General features: G+C 44.1%; 19 protein-coding genes and 2 pseudogenes. 9 read left to right on the top strand and 12 right to left on the bottom strand.

The window, feature by feature from the left end:
- The first annotated feature begins 284 nt into the window (after positions 1 to 284).
- The 3 genes and pseudogenes from GRQ40_RS17095 to GRQ40_RS17080 form a co-directional block, all read left to right on the top strand.
- Positions 285 to 515 (top strand): site-specific integrase, encoded by a 231-nt coding sequence (locus GRQ40_RS17095; protein WP_255458234.1) that lies wholly within the window; start codon positions 285 to 287, stop codon positions 513 to 515.
- Positions 516 to 853: 338 nt separating this feature from the next.
- Positions 854 to 1,336 (top strand): helix-turn-helix domain-containing protein, encoded by a 483-nt coding sequence (locus tag GRQ40_RS18700; protein WP_231734683.1) that lies wholly within the window; start codon positions 854 to 856, stop codon positions 1,334 to 1,336.
- A gap of 18 nt (positions 1,337 to 1,354) precedes the next feature.
- Positions 1,355 to 1,550 (top strand): annotated as a pseudogene (locus GRQ40_RS17080) (ATP-binding protein); the annotation flags it as partial.
- A gap of 465 nt (positions 1,551 to 2,015) precedes the next feature.
- Here GRQ40_RS17080 and GRQ40_RS18695 read toward each other — a convergent pair.
- The 3 genes from GRQ40_RS18695 to GRQ40_RS17070 form a co-directional block, all read right to left on the bottom strand.
- Positions 2,016 to 2,210, bottom strand: a complete 195-nt coding sequence (locus GRQ40_RS18695; RefSeq protein WP_052660992.1) for a PD-(D/E)XK nuclease domain-containing protein — start codon at positions 2,208 to 2,210, stop codon at positions 2,016 to 2,018.
- A gap of 26 nt (positions 2,211 to 2,236) precedes the next feature.
- Complete coding sequence (locus GRQ40_RS18690; protein ID WP_236546362.1) at positions 2,237 to 2,380, bottom strand: hypothetical protein; 144 nt, start codon at positions 2,378 to 2,380, stop codon at positions 2,237 to 2,239.
- A 464-nt stretch (positions 2,381 to 2,844) separates the two neighbouring features.
- Positions 2,845 to 3,324: a hypothetical protein gene (locus GRQ40_RS17070; protein ID WP_159720491.1), complete on the bottom strand. Its 480-nt coding sequence runs from the start codon at positions 3,322 to 3,324 to the stop codon at positions 2,845 to 2,847.
- Positions 3,325 to 3,776: 452 nt separating this feature from the next.
- Here GRQ40_RS17070 and GRQ40_RS17065 point away from each other — a divergent pair, with 452 nt between their 5' ends.
- The 5 genes from GRQ40_RS17065 to GRQ40_RS18830 all read left to right on the top strand — a co-directional run bounded on the left by GRQ40_RS17065 (position 3,777) and on the right by GRQ40_RS18830 (position 5,727).
- Positions 3,777 to 4,061 carry a hypothetical protein gene (locus tag GRQ40_RS17065; RefSeq protein ID WP_159720489.1) on the top strand — a complete coding sequence of 95 codons (285 nt, stop codon included), beginning with the start codon at positions 3,777 to 3,779 and terminating at the stop codon, positions 4,059 to 4,061.
- 462 nt (positions 4,062 to 4,523) lie between these two features.
- On the top strand, positions 4,524 to 4,832 hold the full coding sequence (locus tag GRQ40_RS17060) for an AbrB/MazE/SpoVT family DNA-binding domain-containing protein (protein WP_159720487.1): 309 nt from the start codon (positions 4,524 to 4,526) through the stop codon (positions 4,830 to 4,832).
- Positions 4,832 to 5,218 (top strand): type II toxin-antitoxin system PemK/MazF family toxin, encoded by a 387-nt coding sequence (locus GRQ40_RS17055; protein ID WP_044744379.1) that lies wholly within the window; start codon positions 4,832 to 4,834, stop codon positions 5,216 to 5,218. Before GRQ40_RS17060 ends, GRQ40_RS17055 begins: the two co-directional genes overlap by 1 nt.
- Before the next feature lie 57 nt (positions 5,219 to 5,275).
- A complete protein-coding gene (locus GRQ40_RS17050; RefSeq protein WP_236546361.1) occupies positions 5,276 to 5,596 on the top strand; it encodes a hypothetical protein in 321 nt (106 codons plus the stop codon).
- Entirely contained in the window at positions 5,593 to 5,727 is a 135-nt protein-coding gene (locus tag GRQ40_RS18830) for a hypothetical protein (protein ID WP_255458232.1), read from the top strand. Before GRQ40_RS17050 ends, GRQ40_RS18830 begins: the two co-directional genes overlap by 4 nt.
- A gap of 271 nt (positions 5,728 to 5,998) precedes the next feature.
- Here GRQ40_RS18830 and GRQ40_RS17040 read toward each other — a convergent pair.
- Positions 5,999 to 6,875, bottom strand: a pseudogene (locus GRQ40_RS17040) (Rpn family recombination-promoting nuclease/putative transposase).
- A gap of 108 nt (positions 6,876 to 6,983) precedes the next feature.
- Complete coding sequence (locus GRQ40_RS17035) at positions 6,984 to 7,622, bottom strand: Bax inhibitor-1/YccA family protein (RefSeq protein WP_159720486.1); 639 nt, start codon at positions 7,620 to 7,622, stop codon at positions 6,984 to 6,986.
- 107 nt (positions 7,623 to 7,729) lie between these two features.
- Between GRQ40_RS17035 and GRQ40_RS17030 the strand changes: the two genes are divergently transcribed.
- Positions 7,730 to 7,882 carry a hypothetical protein gene (locus tag GRQ40_RS17030; RefSeq protein WP_159720484.1) on the top strand — a complete coding sequence of 51 codons (153 nt, stop codon included), beginning with the start codon at positions 7,730 to 7,732 and terminating at the stop codon, positions 7,880 to 7,882.
- A gap of 185 nt (positions 7,883 to 8,067) precedes the next feature.
- Here GRQ40_RS17030 and glpK read toward each other — a convergent pair whose 3' ends face one another.
- From glpK to GRQ40_RS18820, 7 genes are all read right to left on the bottom strand, one after another.
- Positions 8,068 to 9,558, bottom strand: a complete 1,491-nt coding sequence (gene glpK, locus GRQ40_RS17025; protein ID WP_159720482.1) for a glycerol kinase GlpK — start codon at positions 9,556 to 9,558, stop codon at positions 8,068 to 8,070.
- Positions 9,559 to 9,592: 34 nt separating this feature from the next.
- On the bottom strand, positions 9,593 to 10,423 hold the full coding sequence (locus GRQ40_RS17020; RefSeq protein WP_159720480.1) for an MIP/aquaporin family protein: 831 nt from the start codon (positions 10,421 to 10,423) through the stop codon (positions 9,593 to 9,595).
- Between the two features lie 304 nt (positions 10,424 to 10,727).
- The gene (locus GRQ40_RS17015; RefSeq protein WP_080860026.1) at positions 10,728 to 11,000 is read right to left on the bottom strand and encodes an HPr family phosphocarrier protein; all 273 of its coding nucleotides are present in this window, start codon (positions 10,998 to 11,000) and stop codon (positions 10,728 to 10,730) included.
- A gap of 24 nt (positions 11,001 to 11,024) precedes the next feature.
- Positions 11,025 to 11,417: a dihydroxyacetone kinase phosphoryl donor subunit DhaM gene (dhaM, locus tag GRQ40_RS17010; protein WP_159720478.1), complete on the bottom strand. Its 393-nt coding sequence runs from the start codon at positions 11,415 to 11,417 to the stop codon at positions 11,025 to 11,027.
- A complete protein-coding gene (gene dhaL / locus GRQ40_RS17005; RefSeq protein WP_159720476.1) occupies positions 11,414 to 12,043 on the bottom strand; it encodes a dihydroxyacetone kinase subunit DhaL in 630 nt (209 codons plus the stop codon). The genes dhaM and dhaL overlap by 4 nt, the downstream gene beginning before the upstream one ends.
- A gap of 49 nt (positions 12,044 to 12,092) precedes the next feature.
- On the bottom strand, positions 12,093 to 13,088 hold the full coding sequence (gene dhaK, locus GRQ40_RS17000; RefSeq protein ID WP_159720474.1) for a dihydroxyacetone kinase subunit DhaK: 996 nt from the start codon (positions 13,086 to 13,088) through the stop codon (positions 12,093 to 12,095).
- A gap of 117 nt (positions 13,089 to 13,205) precedes the next feature.
- The gene (locus tag GRQ40_RS18820) at positions 13,206 to 15,251 is read right to left on the bottom strand and encodes a sigma 54-interacting transcriptional regulator (RefSeq protein ID WP_159720472.1); all 2,046 of its coding nucleotides are present in this window, start codon (positions 15,249 to 15,251) and stop codon (positions 13,206 to 13,208) included.
- Positions 15,252 to 15,403 lie beyond the last annotated feature (152 nt).

Below are 15,403 nucleotides of genomic sequence, written 5' to 3'. Positions count from 1 at the left end.
TGCATTATGATTGTAAATGGTACAAATGAAGTTGGTATTACTGGCGCAGAAGCTGGGAATGCTTTCACAGTAACTTACTTGTTAGATGGTAAAACAGCAACGGTTAAGTTGACTATTACTGCTGAATAATTTAAAAATCGCTGCTTTGTTTTGGATTGCGGGCCTGTCACGCTCCGAAGTTTGTCGAACATAGAAACAGAGAGTCTGATGACTCTCTGTTTCTTTTTCTCCATAGTGGGATAGGAGGTACCCCTTACACTTAGGAATCTCAACGTTTATTCGCATTGGAAAGATCCATGTTTCTAACAGAGAGGGCCATTCACAAAATGCTAACGAAATACGCGGATTTAGCCAATATGGAGAACATTCCCCCGCACCGCTTCCGTCATAGTTTTTGCAAAAACCTAGCCAATGCCGGAACGCCCATTGAAATTATTAGACGGCTTGCTCGGTATGAAAGCATTCAAACAACAGCTATTTATGAGGAACAGGTGCAAGCATTAAGGAAAATGTAATTATAAATTATTGCTTTTCAGTAGCATAAATGCTACCATGTGTATAATAATTAGTAAAGGGTAGAGGATGTTGTTTGAGGTAATATACACAGGAAATGTAAAGGAATTTGAAGATTATCTATTGAGTAAAGCCGAGCAAGAACTTAGACAAAAAGGTCGTCCGGGTATATGGTGCCATGTTGCTGATGTATATGCAAGGCAACTTACGATTATTCAACATAATCCATATCCTTCTGATCCGGAGGACAACAGCTTTCCGGACGATATAACCCCTCCGTCATTGAAACATCTTAGCATGAATACTCGTTATGATAATTTTTACAGATGGGGTATAAGGGGTGGAAGAACTGGAAATCACAGAATTATATTTGCGATCCACAATTTTTCAAAAGTCATACTGCTTCATTATTTTGACAAGCAGTATAACGGAGCGACAAGACGAGAGGATATTGTGCCTGCTGAATCAGCATATGAAAGTTATTGCGCTGTTGATCCTTGCCTTTATTAATCAACTGGGGGGAAAAAGAATGAGTGATTTTTTTAAGAAATATGCAGCCATTCGAGGCGAGCAGCATGTTCAAAAACTTCAATTAGAAGGAACGATAGCTGCACAGATTAAAACAAGACGTAAGCAGCTGAATATGTCTCAACAGGAACTTGCAGACCGTATTGGAGTTCCAAAATCCACGATTGGGAGAATTGAAGCGGGACTTACAAGTCCTAGGATAGAGACGCTTTTTAAAATTTCGCAGGCATTGAATACTCCTTTCATCATTGATGGTACAAGTAGACAGGATCATAACCTGCATGTTCAAGTTTAGCGCATTGGTTGCGGGCCTGTCATCATCCGAAATGAAATGGCAGAGTTTACGAAAAAGACATTGGATATGCTTCGTCAGCCGTTAGAGACAGGAAAAGTGACGATGAGCCGCGTTGCTTCCAAAGCCACTTATCCTGCTCATTTTATTCTGATTGGGGCGATGAATCCATGTTCAATGTGGATATTTAGGATCAAGAACGCGCTATTGTCCCTGTATATATGTACCCACACTCTTTCCCACTCCCATTTATGAACACCAATATATGAGTTGATTATTTTTCAGGAACAAAAGCCGAACAGAGGCAAAAGTATATGGAATTTGTCAAAGGAACCAATTTCGCTTCTACAAGCGGCTTGTAATCAGTCGCGCGTATGCGTTTTAAAAGGCAGATCTCCTCTTCCCTTCAGCGGTTGCAAACCCTTAAAAAAGAAACAGAGCGCCACCAGATTCTCGGCGATCCGTACCCGTCACACGTTGAAGTGTAATGCCAAAAGGCTCCTCGCAGGGAATGACTGCGGAGCTTTTTCGTCTCATACATTTCCATAAGGAGGGAAGAGAATAGGAGAGATGAGGGAATGCGTTCAAGAAAAAGGAAGGGAATGAAGCCATGGCACGTTTTCGAAGTATCGTGGGAAAGAAATGGATGTTGTAACTAGCAACACTCGTTCGCTTTTAGAAATCAGAAAGTGATTTCCCGAATAATAATGGTTTCCAATTCTTTATCGAAGCCGTGTTTTTCTCTTCGAAAAGCCTTCTCAAAAGCATCAGGGTTTTTTATTAATTTCACTTTATCAAAGATAAACAGGAAAAGATGATCAGCTTCATAATGAAAGGAATCTGAGCCTAACTCTTCCCTTAATTTACGTTCCGTCATGTTTTCTCTTGTACATTTCACCTCTATTAAATTCCGTATTCATCGAGTACGATATCATATCTGACGGAAGCATAACCGGCATCATCTACCACCTCTAATCTAGCATCTGGAAATATGGGGCGGATGAGCGAATATACATCATGCTCATTTTCGATTTTAGTCTTATCCAAATCTTCCTTATTATGTGTGAAAATGACGGTCGGAATTTTACTTATTGTCGGCATATAATAATAAGTGCATGTATTAAGGTGAAAAAGAGGGGGGGTTGCGCTAAATGTGGAAATCGAACTAATTCTAATGACAAATTTTGCAGCAACTGCGGAGCTTCTATATGGCCTCGGCCTAATAAATTATTAGTGACTGCCAATATCTTAATGCTCATTGCTTGTATATGAATGGAAGCAGTATAATAAACAGACAGAAAAGGTGGCGAGCTATTCGGTTGAGCAAGCCAAACAAGAAAGGGCTATTTTTGTTTTAGAAGGGAAAAGGATGAACGAGTATCAACCAACCAATAGTAACTGGAATGATAGAAAAGAGAGGAATCGAGCCATAAATAGTGTACATCAACATAACTTTGGAGCTTGACAGGCACCGTTCCCATCCCCTTCTCAAAGTTTTATTAGATTTATTTTTATAAGATGATATCCCCCTTTTCAGTGACTGGATATACCAACCCGCCAGAGTATTCCGGGTATTGGAAGTGCTCCGGCTGATACGTTTGTTCATCGTGTACTCTGTACTCCGCTGAGCTTCTTTTTCTCCTCATTCTCACGTATAATCGAACATATCGGTCTGTAGTAACTCTTTCATGACGCCTTTTAAAAGGATTCCAAACATTATAGTAGGTGCTCCAATAGGCAGTCCCCGCTTCTACCTCAAATTGTCCAGCACCAAATATTTTCCCCTTATTAGCTAAAGCTTGTTTAAGTAAATCTGGACCTACCTTAGCAGCAAGTTCTTCCAATTGCTGACCAAGATAAGCTGTAGCGCAGCCTAGGTATATACATCCTGCTAATTTTGCTGCTTCACCCCAACCGTACGACTTGGACCAAAGAACGATATCCCATCCTTTCTCTATGTCATTTTTCATTTGCTCAAATGTACTAGGCACTCAAATTCCTCCCATTAACCAAAATTGAGCACGAAATATTTATATTTGAAATGCCTGTATAAAGTTACAAGTAAAAAGAGCAAGTTTTAGCACATTATATTTACTCAGTAATGGAGCAAGAGCATGTGGCAAAACGCATAATGGATGCAAAATACGCACAAAAAGCCCATAAATCGAAGGGAAGCTTGATTTTTCTGCTATCAAGTGAATCGTGTTATCTTGTGTGATAGCTACAATCAACGGAAAGGATGCGTAATGTCACCAAGTGGCTTGGCTCTTTTGAAACAAGCCAGTCACCATCCATTCCAAACACCAATAGTTAAGGACTTTTGGATTATTTGTCAGGTGAAAATTAGGTATATAATGAATGATTGATGATAAAAATCGTTATAGAATTATCATTTACCCTTATTTTACTTATGTTACCATCTATAAAAAAGATAGATGGAGGAGTGAGTCAACATGCATACAGGAAAACGGAAGATGGTCCTACCTTTCGATCGAGAACGAAGCGAAACATCAGCGGAATGGTTCAAACCAACGGGGGAGCTGTACAGACGATGATCCGGCTGAAGCTGGATGAGTTAGAGGAGATCGCCCGGCATATTTCGGATGCCGAAGATGCTTGCGAGCGGGCGCGGACGACCTTGTCGTGGGAGCTTTCTTCTCTCGCGATGAACCTTCCTGGCGTAAGCATGCCCGCGATCGAAGGGTTGCGGGATGAACTCGTTCCTTGACTACAACGTTATGAAGACAAACTGAATGAAGCGAAAGATGCGTCTCTCAACATGATGAAGAAAGTGGAGTAAGGGTTGGTGTCTGTCACTGCTCCAATAGAGGCGCAGGATTTCATCGGAAAACCGCTCGTAAGCTTGTTGAATTATGATAAAGGATGAGTCATATGCATTGCCCACATGAACAAAAACGAGTTTGTCTGATTTTTTATATAGATGCTTTAGATTCTCCTTGAAGATCCTGCCTTTTTTGTTATGGCAAAGCTTTATGCCTCATTTCGCAGTTCAATGTTTGTAACGATACTGGTTGATATATGCTTTTGAGTCTGAAAAAAGCATTTTTCATTTATCGATTCAAATGATCGCCTTTGCGGCGAGAATATTGGTTTGTCGAAAAATCAGGGGTATCCTTTTTCGGAAGAATGTATATACTATGTATATACATTTCGGGGTGGGGGTGATATAATGAACGCAAAGGAACATTTAGAAAGCAAAATCAACCAAAGTAAAGGAGGGGACTACATGTCTACAGTTGTTGCTCAAAAATGGGGAAACAGTTTGGGCATTCGTATCCCAAAAGATGTTGCTGATCAAATAGGGATCAAACAAGGTTCCGAAATGGAATTAAACATGATTGAAAATGAAGGGATCATCACATTAAAGCCAAAAAGAACACGGAAGAAATACACATTGGAAGAACTGCTATCGCAGATTACACCTGAAAATCGGCACGAGGAAATTGATTTTGGGGTAGAAGGGCGTGAATTGATTTAATGCCAGCAGACGTACCAGAGAGAGGCGATTTCGTTGTTTTAAACTTCCATCCACAAGCTGGTCATGAGCAGGCCGGGAGAAGGAATGCTATTGTTTTATCCCCTAAAGAATTCAATCAAGCAACAGGATTTATCGTTGTTTGTCCGATGACCAATCAAAAGAAGGGTTATCCCTTCGAAGTGGATTTACCAAAAGAAGGAATATCCCTTGATGGCGATGGCTATCCAATAACAGGGGTAGTTTTAACGGATCAAATTAAATCATTGGATTGGAAAGCTCGTAATCTAACAATTTTAAAGAAATATAATCCAGAAGATGCACAAATTGAAGAAATAGATAGAATCATTGATGAATGCCTAGCGAAAATAGAAACATATCTGACTTGACATCATCCTTTCTTTTTCAGAAAGGGCTATTTTTTGTCCTTTAAACATTCATGGGTGATGGAACGTACGGGTATTAAGAAGACAGCTTATTATAATTTCTTAAAAGGCGAAGGAAATGTGGAGGAGTATGTTGCAAAGACCAATAAGCTATTCTGCATTAAGGATCCGTTCTTTTTTTACAAGGCAGATATGGAATTCAAAGAAAGAACGTTTGGCCGTAGCCGAGCTGATTCATTTATGAATTATGTGGCACTTTCGTTTTACGGTACAGTGGACGAAGAATTAAAAAAGGGTATGCATCTTTTTAGTGAATTTGTTGAACGGATCGATGTTTTAAAATCAGTCACAAATTCGGAAAATCCAAGGGGGAGTCCTTGATTACAAAAGATAATCTTGAAATGATTTTAGAGCCTAACAAAACACATTTGTCGAAAATGAAAAAGGCAATGGACCGTATTTACTCTCTCAGAGATCCTCTTGCTCATGTAAAGCCGCTTATTTTATTATAAAAACTGATCTTTACGAGCACGCCAATGTATTGCAGTTTCCGATTCAAAATGCTAACGATGGTGGGGCTTGTGTATGACTATAACGGTGATTATTGTGTCCATATTAACACCGCACAGCGAGAATATACGAAAATTTCATGTGGGCGCACGAGTTTTATCATTTCTTTTTTGACAGAGATAAAAGCTTCCTTAAATAAGAACGTTCGCTCCCGCATCCTCTTTTCATTTCTCTTTTCCCGATCTTCGAAAAACTTCGGGACGTGACGAGCATCTATCTCAACTTCTCAATCTCCTCTAAAGACAGCTCCGTCAGTTCATGAATCGCTTGGATGTCCATATCCTTTAGCAAGCATTTTTTTCGCGATGTGGCGTTTTTCTTGTTGCCATCCTTGCGTAATCTTCGCTCCACGCTTTCTTTCCATCCTTTCTCTAGCGCCTTTTTCTCGTACGAAATGATCAATTCCAACACTTGTTCTTTTTCTTTTGTTTCCATTTCATTCACCTCGTTTCATAATTGCTGTTCTTCTTCGTCTGATAGGTTGACATATGTCTCAAAAAAGCCGATTAACAATCGTTGCTTTGCTTTGTCCTCCATACGCACCATCATACGTAAAAATTGCTTCTTTAGCTCTTACTCGTTCATTTTCAGCATGTCCCATTCTGCTTAACAACGCAGCAGCGGTTGGATTGTTATGGCGAATGTAATCACGCTCATTTTGTTTACGCAACTCAACGGTGAAAAAGTGAAAGTCCATGATTTTTCCAAACGGAAATCGAAGTGTAAAGTCTGAAGGTTCATGACGAAGGGAGTCGTAGCTCAACACCGCAATGGGGACAATAGGCTTGCGATGTTTTTCAAACAAGCGGCTAAAATAAATAAACATTCGTTCTGGAAAAGAAGGTTGTACGTAGCTTTGATTTGCAATATGGACGATGATGAGACGATCTTCTCCTTTCCGTTTCGTCTCTGCCAGTATATCGACATGATATTTCTCCCCCGCCGTCCCATCGGTGAACAGCTCCTCCGACAAAAACGATGCATGCTCGAAGTCTATATACTCATACATGTGCGGGAAAAAGAGAAGAATCAACTCTTCAAAAAAAGTCGTGATCAATTCCTTAAACAATCGGTCATGATCAACCGTCATATATGCTTTCGACAAGATGGACAACACTCCTGCTTTGGAAATGAAAAAGAAGAGAGTCCTTCGACTCTCTGTTTCTAGGTTCGAAAAACTTTGGATCGTGACAGGCACTTAGTCTTCGTCGCTGGCGAAGAAACGTAAAATATAGATGAACAAATTAATGAAGTCGAGATAGATGTTAACGACGATCATAGGGATGTCTGCTTCGCTAAACCCGTGGCGGGCAAGCCGGTTGATGTCATAAATCGTAAAGCCGAGAAAAATCAAAATGCCTAAAGCGGCAATGCCCATTTGTCCGACGTTTGAAAACGGAATAAACCACTGGACGATGAGTAAGCCGAGCAATGCGAATGCCCCAAGCGTGAGAAAGCCGCCGAGGAATGAAAAATCTTCTTTCGTTTTCGCGGCGTAAAGAGCAACGCCAGAAAAGGAAATGACCGCTAAAGCAAACGCTTTAAAGACGGCTGCCGCCCCAATAATGGAAACGTAGTAACCGATGACGGGAGCCAACGTGGCGCCTGAAACGAACATAAACGCAAACATTAGCGGGTAGCCCACCACTTTTTGGCGCCGTGAAAAGATCATCACAAGCAGCAAAATGACTTCAAGAATGTAAAGCGGCAAATACCAAGCGGTGGAAATGGATTGCCCCACATACAGCCCGCCTGTCGCTACGGCTAATGCGGCTAAAAAAGCAACAGCTAGCTTAGCAACAGGGCTGCGCGACGGATAAACGACAGATGAGTTCATGTTCCTATCTCTCCTCGCATAAAAATCATGAGCAGATGTTTCTTTTAGTGTAGCAAACCTGACTTTTTTTGTCACTGCCTGATGGCGCGCCTGTGAAGGAGCAGTGCATGAAATCACCGCCTTTCCAACAAATCGGGTGGTTTATGGAAAAAAAAGGAGGCATTATTGCGTTTATCGCCATGATGAACAGCCTAAAAAATAAAACGAGAAGCTATGCTTCTTTTTTCGCGATTTGGCATTGGGAATTGTTGCGCTTTTGATGTTCAAGTAACAAAAGGCTTTGTCGATGCGATGGTTTAGGGCAAAAAAAGCCTTATAGAAGTGAGGAGAGGGCAGATGGTTAAGCGGCTGTGGAGCAAACATCAAAAATGGAACATAATCCATGGAAACGTATACAGAATAAGCGCCGCTCCCCAGAAACGATCAAGGGAGCGGCGCGGTCTGTTTATTTAAAGGCCATCGCCGCTTTGACGGCTTTTTTCCATCCTGCATAGCATGCGTTTCGGGCTTCTTCGCCCATCGTTGGGGTGAATGTCCGGTCGATGTTCCATTGTTGCGCGATTTCGTCTTGGTCTTTCCAATATCCTATCGCCAGGCCTGCTAAATAGGCCGCTCCAAGCGCGGTCGTTTCGTTGACGACCGGGCGTTCCACCGGTACGCCGAGCATATCGCTTTGGAATTGCATGAGAAAGTTGTTTTTTACTGCGCCGCCATCCACGCGCAACGCTTTCAAGGAAATGCCTGAATCCGCTTCCATGGCCGTGAGCACATCTTTTGTTTGATAGGCGAGGGACTCTAGCGTAGCGCGAATCAAATGTTCTTTTTGCGTTCCCCGTGTCAATCCAAAGATCGCTCCTCTCACATCGCTGTCCCAATACGGGGTTCCTAGCCCGACAAAGGCCGGTACCACATACACGCCTTCTGTGGAGGTGACGCGTTCGGCATATTGCTCGCTGTCAGCCGCGTTTTTGAACATGCGCAACCCGTCTCTTAGCCATTGAATGGCAGAGCCCGCGACAAAAATACTTCCTTCCAGCGCATATTCCACTTTGCCGTTAAGTCCCCAAGCGATCGTGGTCAGTAGCCCGTGCTGGGACGCAACCGCTTTTTCGCCGGTGTTCATCAGCATAAAGCAGCCTGTTCCGTACGTATTTTTCGCCATTCCTGCTTCATAGCACGCTTGGCCGAATAGGGCGGCTTGCTGGTCGCCGGCTGCTCCGGCAATCGGAATTTCTTGTCCGAAGAAATGATATGGCACGGTATGGGCATAAATGTTAGAAGATGGCCGCACTTCTGGAAGCATGGACTTCGGTACGGTTAATAAGTCTAACAGTTCATCATCCCATTTCCGTTCATGGATATTGAATAACAAAGTTCGAGAAGCGTTGGAATAATCCGTGACGTGCGCTTTTCCGCCCGAGAGCTTCCAGATGAGCCACGTATCAATCGTTCCGAATAACAGTTCTCCTCGCTCCGCTTTTTCTCTGGCTCCTTCCACATGATCCAAGATCCATTTGATTTTGGTGCCGGAAAAGTAGGCATCAATAAGCAGTCCTGTTTTTTGGCGAAAAGTATCATCAAGCCCCTTCGCTTTTAACTCCTCGCAAATGTCTGCGGTTTGCCGTGATTGCCAAACAATGGCGTTATAGATAGGCTGCCCGGTGTTTTTGTCCCAAACCACTGTGGTTTCGCGCTGATTCGTAATGCCGATACCGGCAATTTGCTCCGGCTTGATTCCAGATTCGGACAAGGAAGTGGCGATGACTGATAAGATGGAGCCCCAAATTTCATTGGCATTATGCTCAACCCAGCCTGGTTTTGGAAAATATTGTGTAAATTCTTTTTGCGACAGATGAACGATTTCTCCTTGTTTGTTAAAGATGATGGCACGTGAGCTCGTTGTTCCTTGGTCAAGAGCTAAAATATAAGTTTCCATTTTCTTCACCTCATTTTTATTTAATCACCATTTTTTAGCTTGATACTTTCGTATTCTTATAGAGGTTGACGCTTTTTTGTTCTTTATTGCCGACTAGCGCTGCTGCTATGATAGCAGCAACTACGATGGTGAAAATCCAAAAGGCAGGGGTGCTGTCTCCTTTAAAAGCCCATTGATAAAATAACGCTCCATAAGTGCCTCCGATGATCGGCCCGACGACAGGAATCCACGCATAGCCCCAGTCGGAGCTTCCTTTGCCCGGAATCGGCAAAAGGAAATGGGCGATTCGCGGGCCTAAGTCCCGGGCTGGATTGATGGCATATCCCGTCGTCCCGCCTAGGGAGAGCCCGATGGCCACAATGAGAAAGCCCACGATAAACGGATTGATCCCGTCCGCGAATCGATTCGCTCCAAGCGACAGCAAGCCAAGCAGCAAAATAAACGTGCCGATGACTTCGCTTAAAAGATTGGCCGCCGGATTTTTGATGGCCGGATCGGTGGAGAATACCGCTAGCTTGGCCCCCGGGTCGTCGGTCGCTTTCCAGTGGGGTAGGTAATGCAAATACACGACGACGGCGCCGATAAAGGCTCCGATCATTTGAGCGGCAAGGTAAGCGGGTACATCGCTCCAAGGAAACTCCCCGATCGCCGCTAATCCGATGGTCACTGCCGGATTCAGATGGGCGCCGCTAACTTGGCCGACAGCGTATACAGCCATGGCTACGGCAAGTCCCCATCCCATCGTAATGACAATCCAGCCGGAATTTTCGGCTTTTGATTTTTTGAGGACCACGCCGCCGACTACGCCACCTCCAAAAATAATCAATATCATGGTACCAATAAGTTCGCCAAAAAACGCAGACATTCCTATTTCCTCCTTTTCTTTTGGTATGGTCGTTTTTTGTGAGGAGATAGCTGTTTTAGCTCATAAAAAAGATCCACAGCAACTCCCCCACGCGCCTGCAGTGAAGCAGACTGCTATAGGGAATGACTGTGGATCTCCATTTCTCCGTCACAACTATTAACTTAGTTTCAGCTTACGATAAAAAGAAAGCGTTGTCAATTATTTTTTTTGAATTGTTAGATTATTTTTGTGACATACGGATAAAATGGAGCCACATCATCATCAGATTATGAAGTTTTGCTGCTGCGGTGATGCCAACGCTTCGTTATCGCAGAGTAGATTCATTGCCCGGTTGGAGAAAAGAAGCGATAAACGTCCATGCTTCTTGCTCATCCTCCCCGTCGACCATCACTTTGATGGTTTGCCCTTCGGAGATGGCCACACTCATCAGATGAAGGATGCTTTTTGCATTAATCTTTTGTTGGCCGATCACAAGCTCCAGTTTGCTTTGATATTGGCTGGCTTGTTGGACAAGCTGGGCCGCTGGTCGGGCATGGAGCCCGTTTTCAATAGTGACGGTCACTTCTTTTTCGATCATTGGGTTCACTCCTCAAATGTTTGACTAGCGATGAATTTTCACAAGTTCCTTTGCGCTTTCGCTCGCCCGGACGACTTCTGCCAACGAGCTTCCTAAGCCGGCCTCCACGACCGCTGCATAGGCTCCTTCTACGAGAGGGGCGTCGGCTATCCTGATGTTTTCGTGCGGCTCCATCATTTCAAGGGCCATTTCCGCATTGATAAGCGCGCTCCCTAAATCAAATAAGACCACAACGCCTTTTTCGGAATAGACGGATTCAATCGCTGTTTGGATGTCGAGCGCATTGGTTCCGATTCCGCCTTCCGCTCCTCCGGCGATGGCGATCGGTACGTCAGGCTGAACTTGGCTCAGCAGTTTTTTTAACCCGCTGACAATTTCATAGCTGTGCGAGATTAAGACAAGGCTGACATATTTCATGGGGCTGACTCTCCTTTTTCGAATGATTCGGCTAAAGAAGCAAATAGTAAATAGGAGGAAACGGCTCCGGGATCAAGATGGCCGACAGACCGCTTTCCTAAATAAGCCGCCCGGCCTTTTTTTGCTTCCAGCTCTTTCGTATCTTCCATTTTTTCTTTCGATAAATCCACCAATTCGTTTGCACGAATCGTTTCATGGCTTTTCATCCACGCGATGACCGGATCCCACACATCGATCATCGTCTTGTCTCCGACTTGTGCCTTTCCCCGCATTTTGAGCCCGTCCAAGGCGGCTGAGAACGCCGCAACGAAAGCGTTCCTATCCGCTTCTTTTCGGTCTTTAAGAACAAGAGAAGCTTTCATGAAAGCCGTTCCATATAATGGGCCTGAAGCTCCGCCCACCTTCGCAATGAGCGTCATGCCGACATCTTTAAACAACGAGCCGAGGTCGTCGTAGTGGCTGTCTGCGATTTTGTTGGCCGCCTCTTGAAGTCCCCGCGCCATATTCAAACCGTGATCTCCATCGCCAATGGCTTGATCCAGTTCCGTTAAATACACTTTATTTTCTTGAATGTTGTCGTTCAACCGTTTGATCCATTTTTTCGCTTGTTCTACATTCCATAACATGTTGGATCTCCCTCCTTTTTTAGCGGCGACTGATCAAAAAGCAAAGCCGTTATTTTTTGAAAGCAATGGTGTCCGCTTGCGCATCGAGCAGTTCGCTGAGCTGGTCGTCTAATTTTAATAATGAAATAGAGCAGCCGGCCATTTCGAGCGAGGTCATAAATTCGCCGACGAACGTTTCATGTATATGGATGCGCTTTTCTCTTAAAATCTCGGAAACTTTTTTATGGATAATATACAATTCCATTAACGGCGTGGCGCCTAAGCCGTTGATCATGACCGCCACCTTGTCGTGTTCCTTCCACGGCAAGTCCTCGAGAATGTTGTTGAGAAGGATTTGGGCGATTTCATCCGCCGATTGGATGGAGGTTTTTTCGATGCCGGGCTCCCCATGGATTCCCATGCCGATTTCGATCTCATTTTCACCCAGTTCAAATCCCGGTTTTCCAGCTGCGGGAACGGTGCAAGGAGTTAAGGCCATTCCCATGGATCGCACATTTTCCACTGTTTTCTTCGCGACCGCTTCCACCTCTGCGAGCGTGGCCCCTTGCTCCGCTAGAGCACCGGCGATTTTGTGGACGAACACGGTACCGGCGATGCCCCGCCGGCCTGTGGTGTATGTACTATCTTCTACTGCCACATCGTCATTTACCACCACTTTTGCGACCTGGATTCCTTCTGCTTCCGCCATTTCCGCCGCCATTTCAAAATTCATCATATCCCCGGTGTAATTTTTGATAATGAGCAACACGCCTTTTCCGCTATCAACCGCTTGGATCGCTGCCAAAATTTGATCGGGGGTGGGGGACGTGAACACTTCACCGCATACGGCTCCATCAAGCATGCCTTTGCCGACATATCCGGCGTGCGCCGGCTCGTGACCGCTTCCACCGCCGCTGATGACGCCGACCTTCCCGGAAACCGGAGCGTCTTTTCTAATCATGACGTTCGTGTCTGGCAATCTTTTTAGTTTATCAGAATGGGCTTCCACCATTCCTGCCAGCATGTCATCGACTACTTGGTTCGGGTCATTGATTAATTTTTTCATAGACTTACCTCCTCTGAATGATTTCTTTATTTTATAACTGCAAAAATCATGCCAAAAATGAAAACGCTTTATTATAGCGTTTTCATTATGGGATGACGAATACGTTGGGAAAAAGTATCAATTTGTTTGATACTTTTTCCCAACCAAGTGCTCCAAGCCGTATTCTCTTATTTTTTTGGCGGCCGTTTTATGAGTGATTCCCAGCGCTTGGGCCAGCTGGTTATAGCTCGGATAATACTGGCAGGCAAAAGCAAAAATTTGTTTTTCATATTCTTTGAAGGGCCGCACTTCGTTGCCCCAATCGATTGCTTGTTTCTCAGGCGTGTTTTGCTGTTCATGGCATGAAGGGTGGGAGATGTAGTAAGGCAAATCCTTGCAGCGCAAAATATCGTCATCTGCGAGATTAAAGAGCCGTTCAATCACATTTTGCAATTCTCGAATATTCCCTGGCCAGTGATAGCTAAGCAGAGCTTCCATGAATCCTTTTTCATAGCCCTTGATATTTTTTCCCAAACGCTCATTCAGTTGCTGACGAAACGCTTCTACTAAGAGGGGAATATCTTCTTTTCTCGCCCTTAAAGGGGGGAGATGAATCGGCACGACATGGAGCCGATAATAAAGATCTTCGCGAAACCGCCCCTCGTCCACCATTTTTTTTAGATCGTGGTTGGTCGCGGCAATCACGCGAACATCCAATGGAATCGGCGCATATCCCCCGATTCGTTCCACTTCCTTTTCCTGTAGCACACGTAAAATTTTAGCTTGCAACTCCAAGCTTAAATCGCCAATTTCATCTAAAAAAATCGTTCCTTTATGAGCGAGTTCAAATTTGCCGCGGTGTGTTTTATACGCCCCGGTAAAGGCTCCTTTTTCATAGCCGAACAGCTCGCTTTCCATTAAATGAGGAGGGATGGCCGCGCAATTTACGCGAACTAATAGATGGTTCTTTCTAGAACTGGCCTCATGGATCGCTTTCGCAACGAGTTCTTTTCCTGTGCCGCTTTCGCCTGTGATGATGACCGTTGAATCGGTTTTTGCCGCCTTTGCCGCGATCGTTAACGATTCTTTAAGGATCTCGCTATTTCCGATGATTTGGTGAAAGGCTTCATGAACCCCTTGGTGTTTCGCCAGCTCTGACTCTAGGTATTTCGTTTTTTGCTCCATGAGATCAATTTTGTCAAGAAGTGTTCGAATATCATCGAAAGGAGTCAGCGTGGCGACTGCTCCGCGAAATGCGCCGTCTACAAACACCGGATTGATTTTCGTGATATAACTAGATTGTTGGTTTACTTGGATGAGCTTTACTAGCTGCTTTTCGGCTTTTTTCACGTGGTTCCATTCATGCGGGCCGATGATCGATTGAATGTGGGGCTCGCCTTTGATCTTTTTTAGCAAAGCGTTCATTTCCTCATTCGTGTAGATCAACGTCCCATTTTCATCTGTTAATCCGATCAAATCCGAGACCGATTTTAGAACGAGATGCAACCGTTGCTGCAGCTCTTTTACTTCATTTAATTCTTTGCTGATTTTCTCGATGGTTGATATATCTTGAAAAATCGCGACGGCTCCAATCACTTTTCCATTAAACATAATCGGGGAACGGGTGGTCAGCAGCGTATGATGATGGATCGTTTGTTTTCTCGATAATTCCGTTTTTCCCGTCTTTAGCACTTCATGCAGTCGGGAATGGGGGATGACTTCGTCTGCGCGCTGATTGATCAGCTCATGAGGATTGGTTTGCAAAAGCTGGGCTGCCCGCGCGTTGACGTAAGTAATGATATTGTCGCTATTGACCACGATGATTCCATTCGGTAAAGCTGAGATGGCTTCATGAAGGGTAAGGGAATTTTCCATGAGAAGACGATCGGTTTCCGATTGCTGCGAGTCTTCAAGATCTGTTGGCGCGAAAAATCTTTGAATTTGCTGGACGGTCGAATCGTCAAGTTTTTCGGCAACGTGCAGGATAAATTCCTCTCCTTGGCCGATCTTTAAGGACACTAATGATAGCAGATTGTTCACCTGCACTTTTTGATCGCGATAAAGAACGTACGTCTTTTTCAGTGTTTCTTGATTCGGAAGCAGGTTTTGAAGCAGCGAAATGAACGCGGCCGCCATTCGGACGTGAAGGCCGTTCTTTTTATGGACGGTGAGTTTTAGAAACATTTTATTTCCTCCTTATGGCTATTTTAACAGAGCGGTTTTTTAAAACCCTTATCCTAGATCCCGCATTTTCCCATGTTTTTATTATGTGAATTGTTGGGAAAAGCGAGAAAGATTGGAGAAATCCTTATTATCTCCATTATACGACAAAGGGG

It is taken from the genome of Anoxybacillus sp. PDR2 (genome assembly GCF_009834045.1).
GTDB classification, from domain to species: domain Bacteria; phylum Bacillota; class Bacilli; order Bacillales; family Anoxybacillaceae; genus Anoxybacteroides; species Anoxybacteroides rupiense.
Note: the sequence above shows the minus strand (reverse complement) of the source record. Positions and strands in the feature narration are given on the sequence as shown.

What these genes read in the sequence shown, in the direction of transcription:
- dhaM (WP_159720478.1), bottom strand. Translation starts at nt 11,417, where the DNA reads ATGAAATATGTCAGCCTTGTCTTAATCTCGCACAGCTATGAAATTGTC.
- GRQ40_RS17015 (WP_080860026.1), bottom strand. Translation starts at nt 11,000, where the DNA reads ATGATCGAAAAAGAAGTGACCGTCACTATTGAAAACGGGCTCCATGCC.
- GRQ40_RS17060 (WP_159720487.1), top strand. Translation starts at nt 4,524, where the DNA reads ATGAACGCAAAGGAACATTTAGAAAGCAAAATCAACCAAAGTAAAGGA.
- dhaK (WP_159720474.1), bottom strand. Translation starts at nt 13,088, where the DNA reads ATGAAAAAATTAATCAATGACCCGAACCAAGTAGTCGATGACATGCTG.
- GRQ40_RS17035 (WP_159720486.1), bottom strand. Translation starts at nt 7,622, where the DNA reads ATGAACTCATCTGTCGTTTATCCGTCGCGCAGCCCTGTTGCTAAGCTA.
- GRQ40_RS18820 (WP_159720472.1), bottom strand. Translation starts at nt 15,251, where the DNA reads ATGTTTCTAAAACTCACCGTCCATAAAAAGAACGGCCTTCACGTCCGA.
- dhaL (WP_159720476.1), bottom strand. Translation starts at nt 12,043, where the DNA reads ATGTTATGGAATGTAGAACAAGCGAAAAAATGGATCAAACGGTTGAAC.
- glpK (WP_159720482.1), bottom strand. Translation starts at nt 9,558, where the DNA reads ATGGAAACTTATATTTTAGCTCTTGACCAAGGAACAACGAGCTCACGT.
- GRQ40_RS17030 (WP_159720484.1), top strand. Translation starts at nt 7,730, where the DNA reads ATGAAATCACCGCCTTTCCAACAAATCGGGTGGTTTATGGAAAAAAAA.
- GRQ40_RS17055 (WP_044744379.1), top strand. Translation starts at nt 4,832, where the DNA reads ATGCCAGCAGACGTACCAGAGAGAGGCGATTTCGTTGTTTTAAACTTC.
- GRQ40_RS17050 (WP_236546361.1), top strand. Translation starts at nt 5,276, where the DNA reads ATGGAACGTACGGGTATTAAGAAGACAGCTTATTATAATTTCTTAAAA.
- GRQ40_RS17020 (WP_159720480.1), bottom strand. Translation starts at nt 10,423, where the DNA reads ATGTCTGCGTTTTTTGGCGAACTTATTGGTACCATGATATTGATTATT.
- GRQ40_RS18695 (WP_052660992.1), bottom strand. Translation starts at nt 2,210, where the DNA reads ATGACGGAACGTAAATTAAGGGAAGAGTTAGGCTCAGATTCCTTTCAT.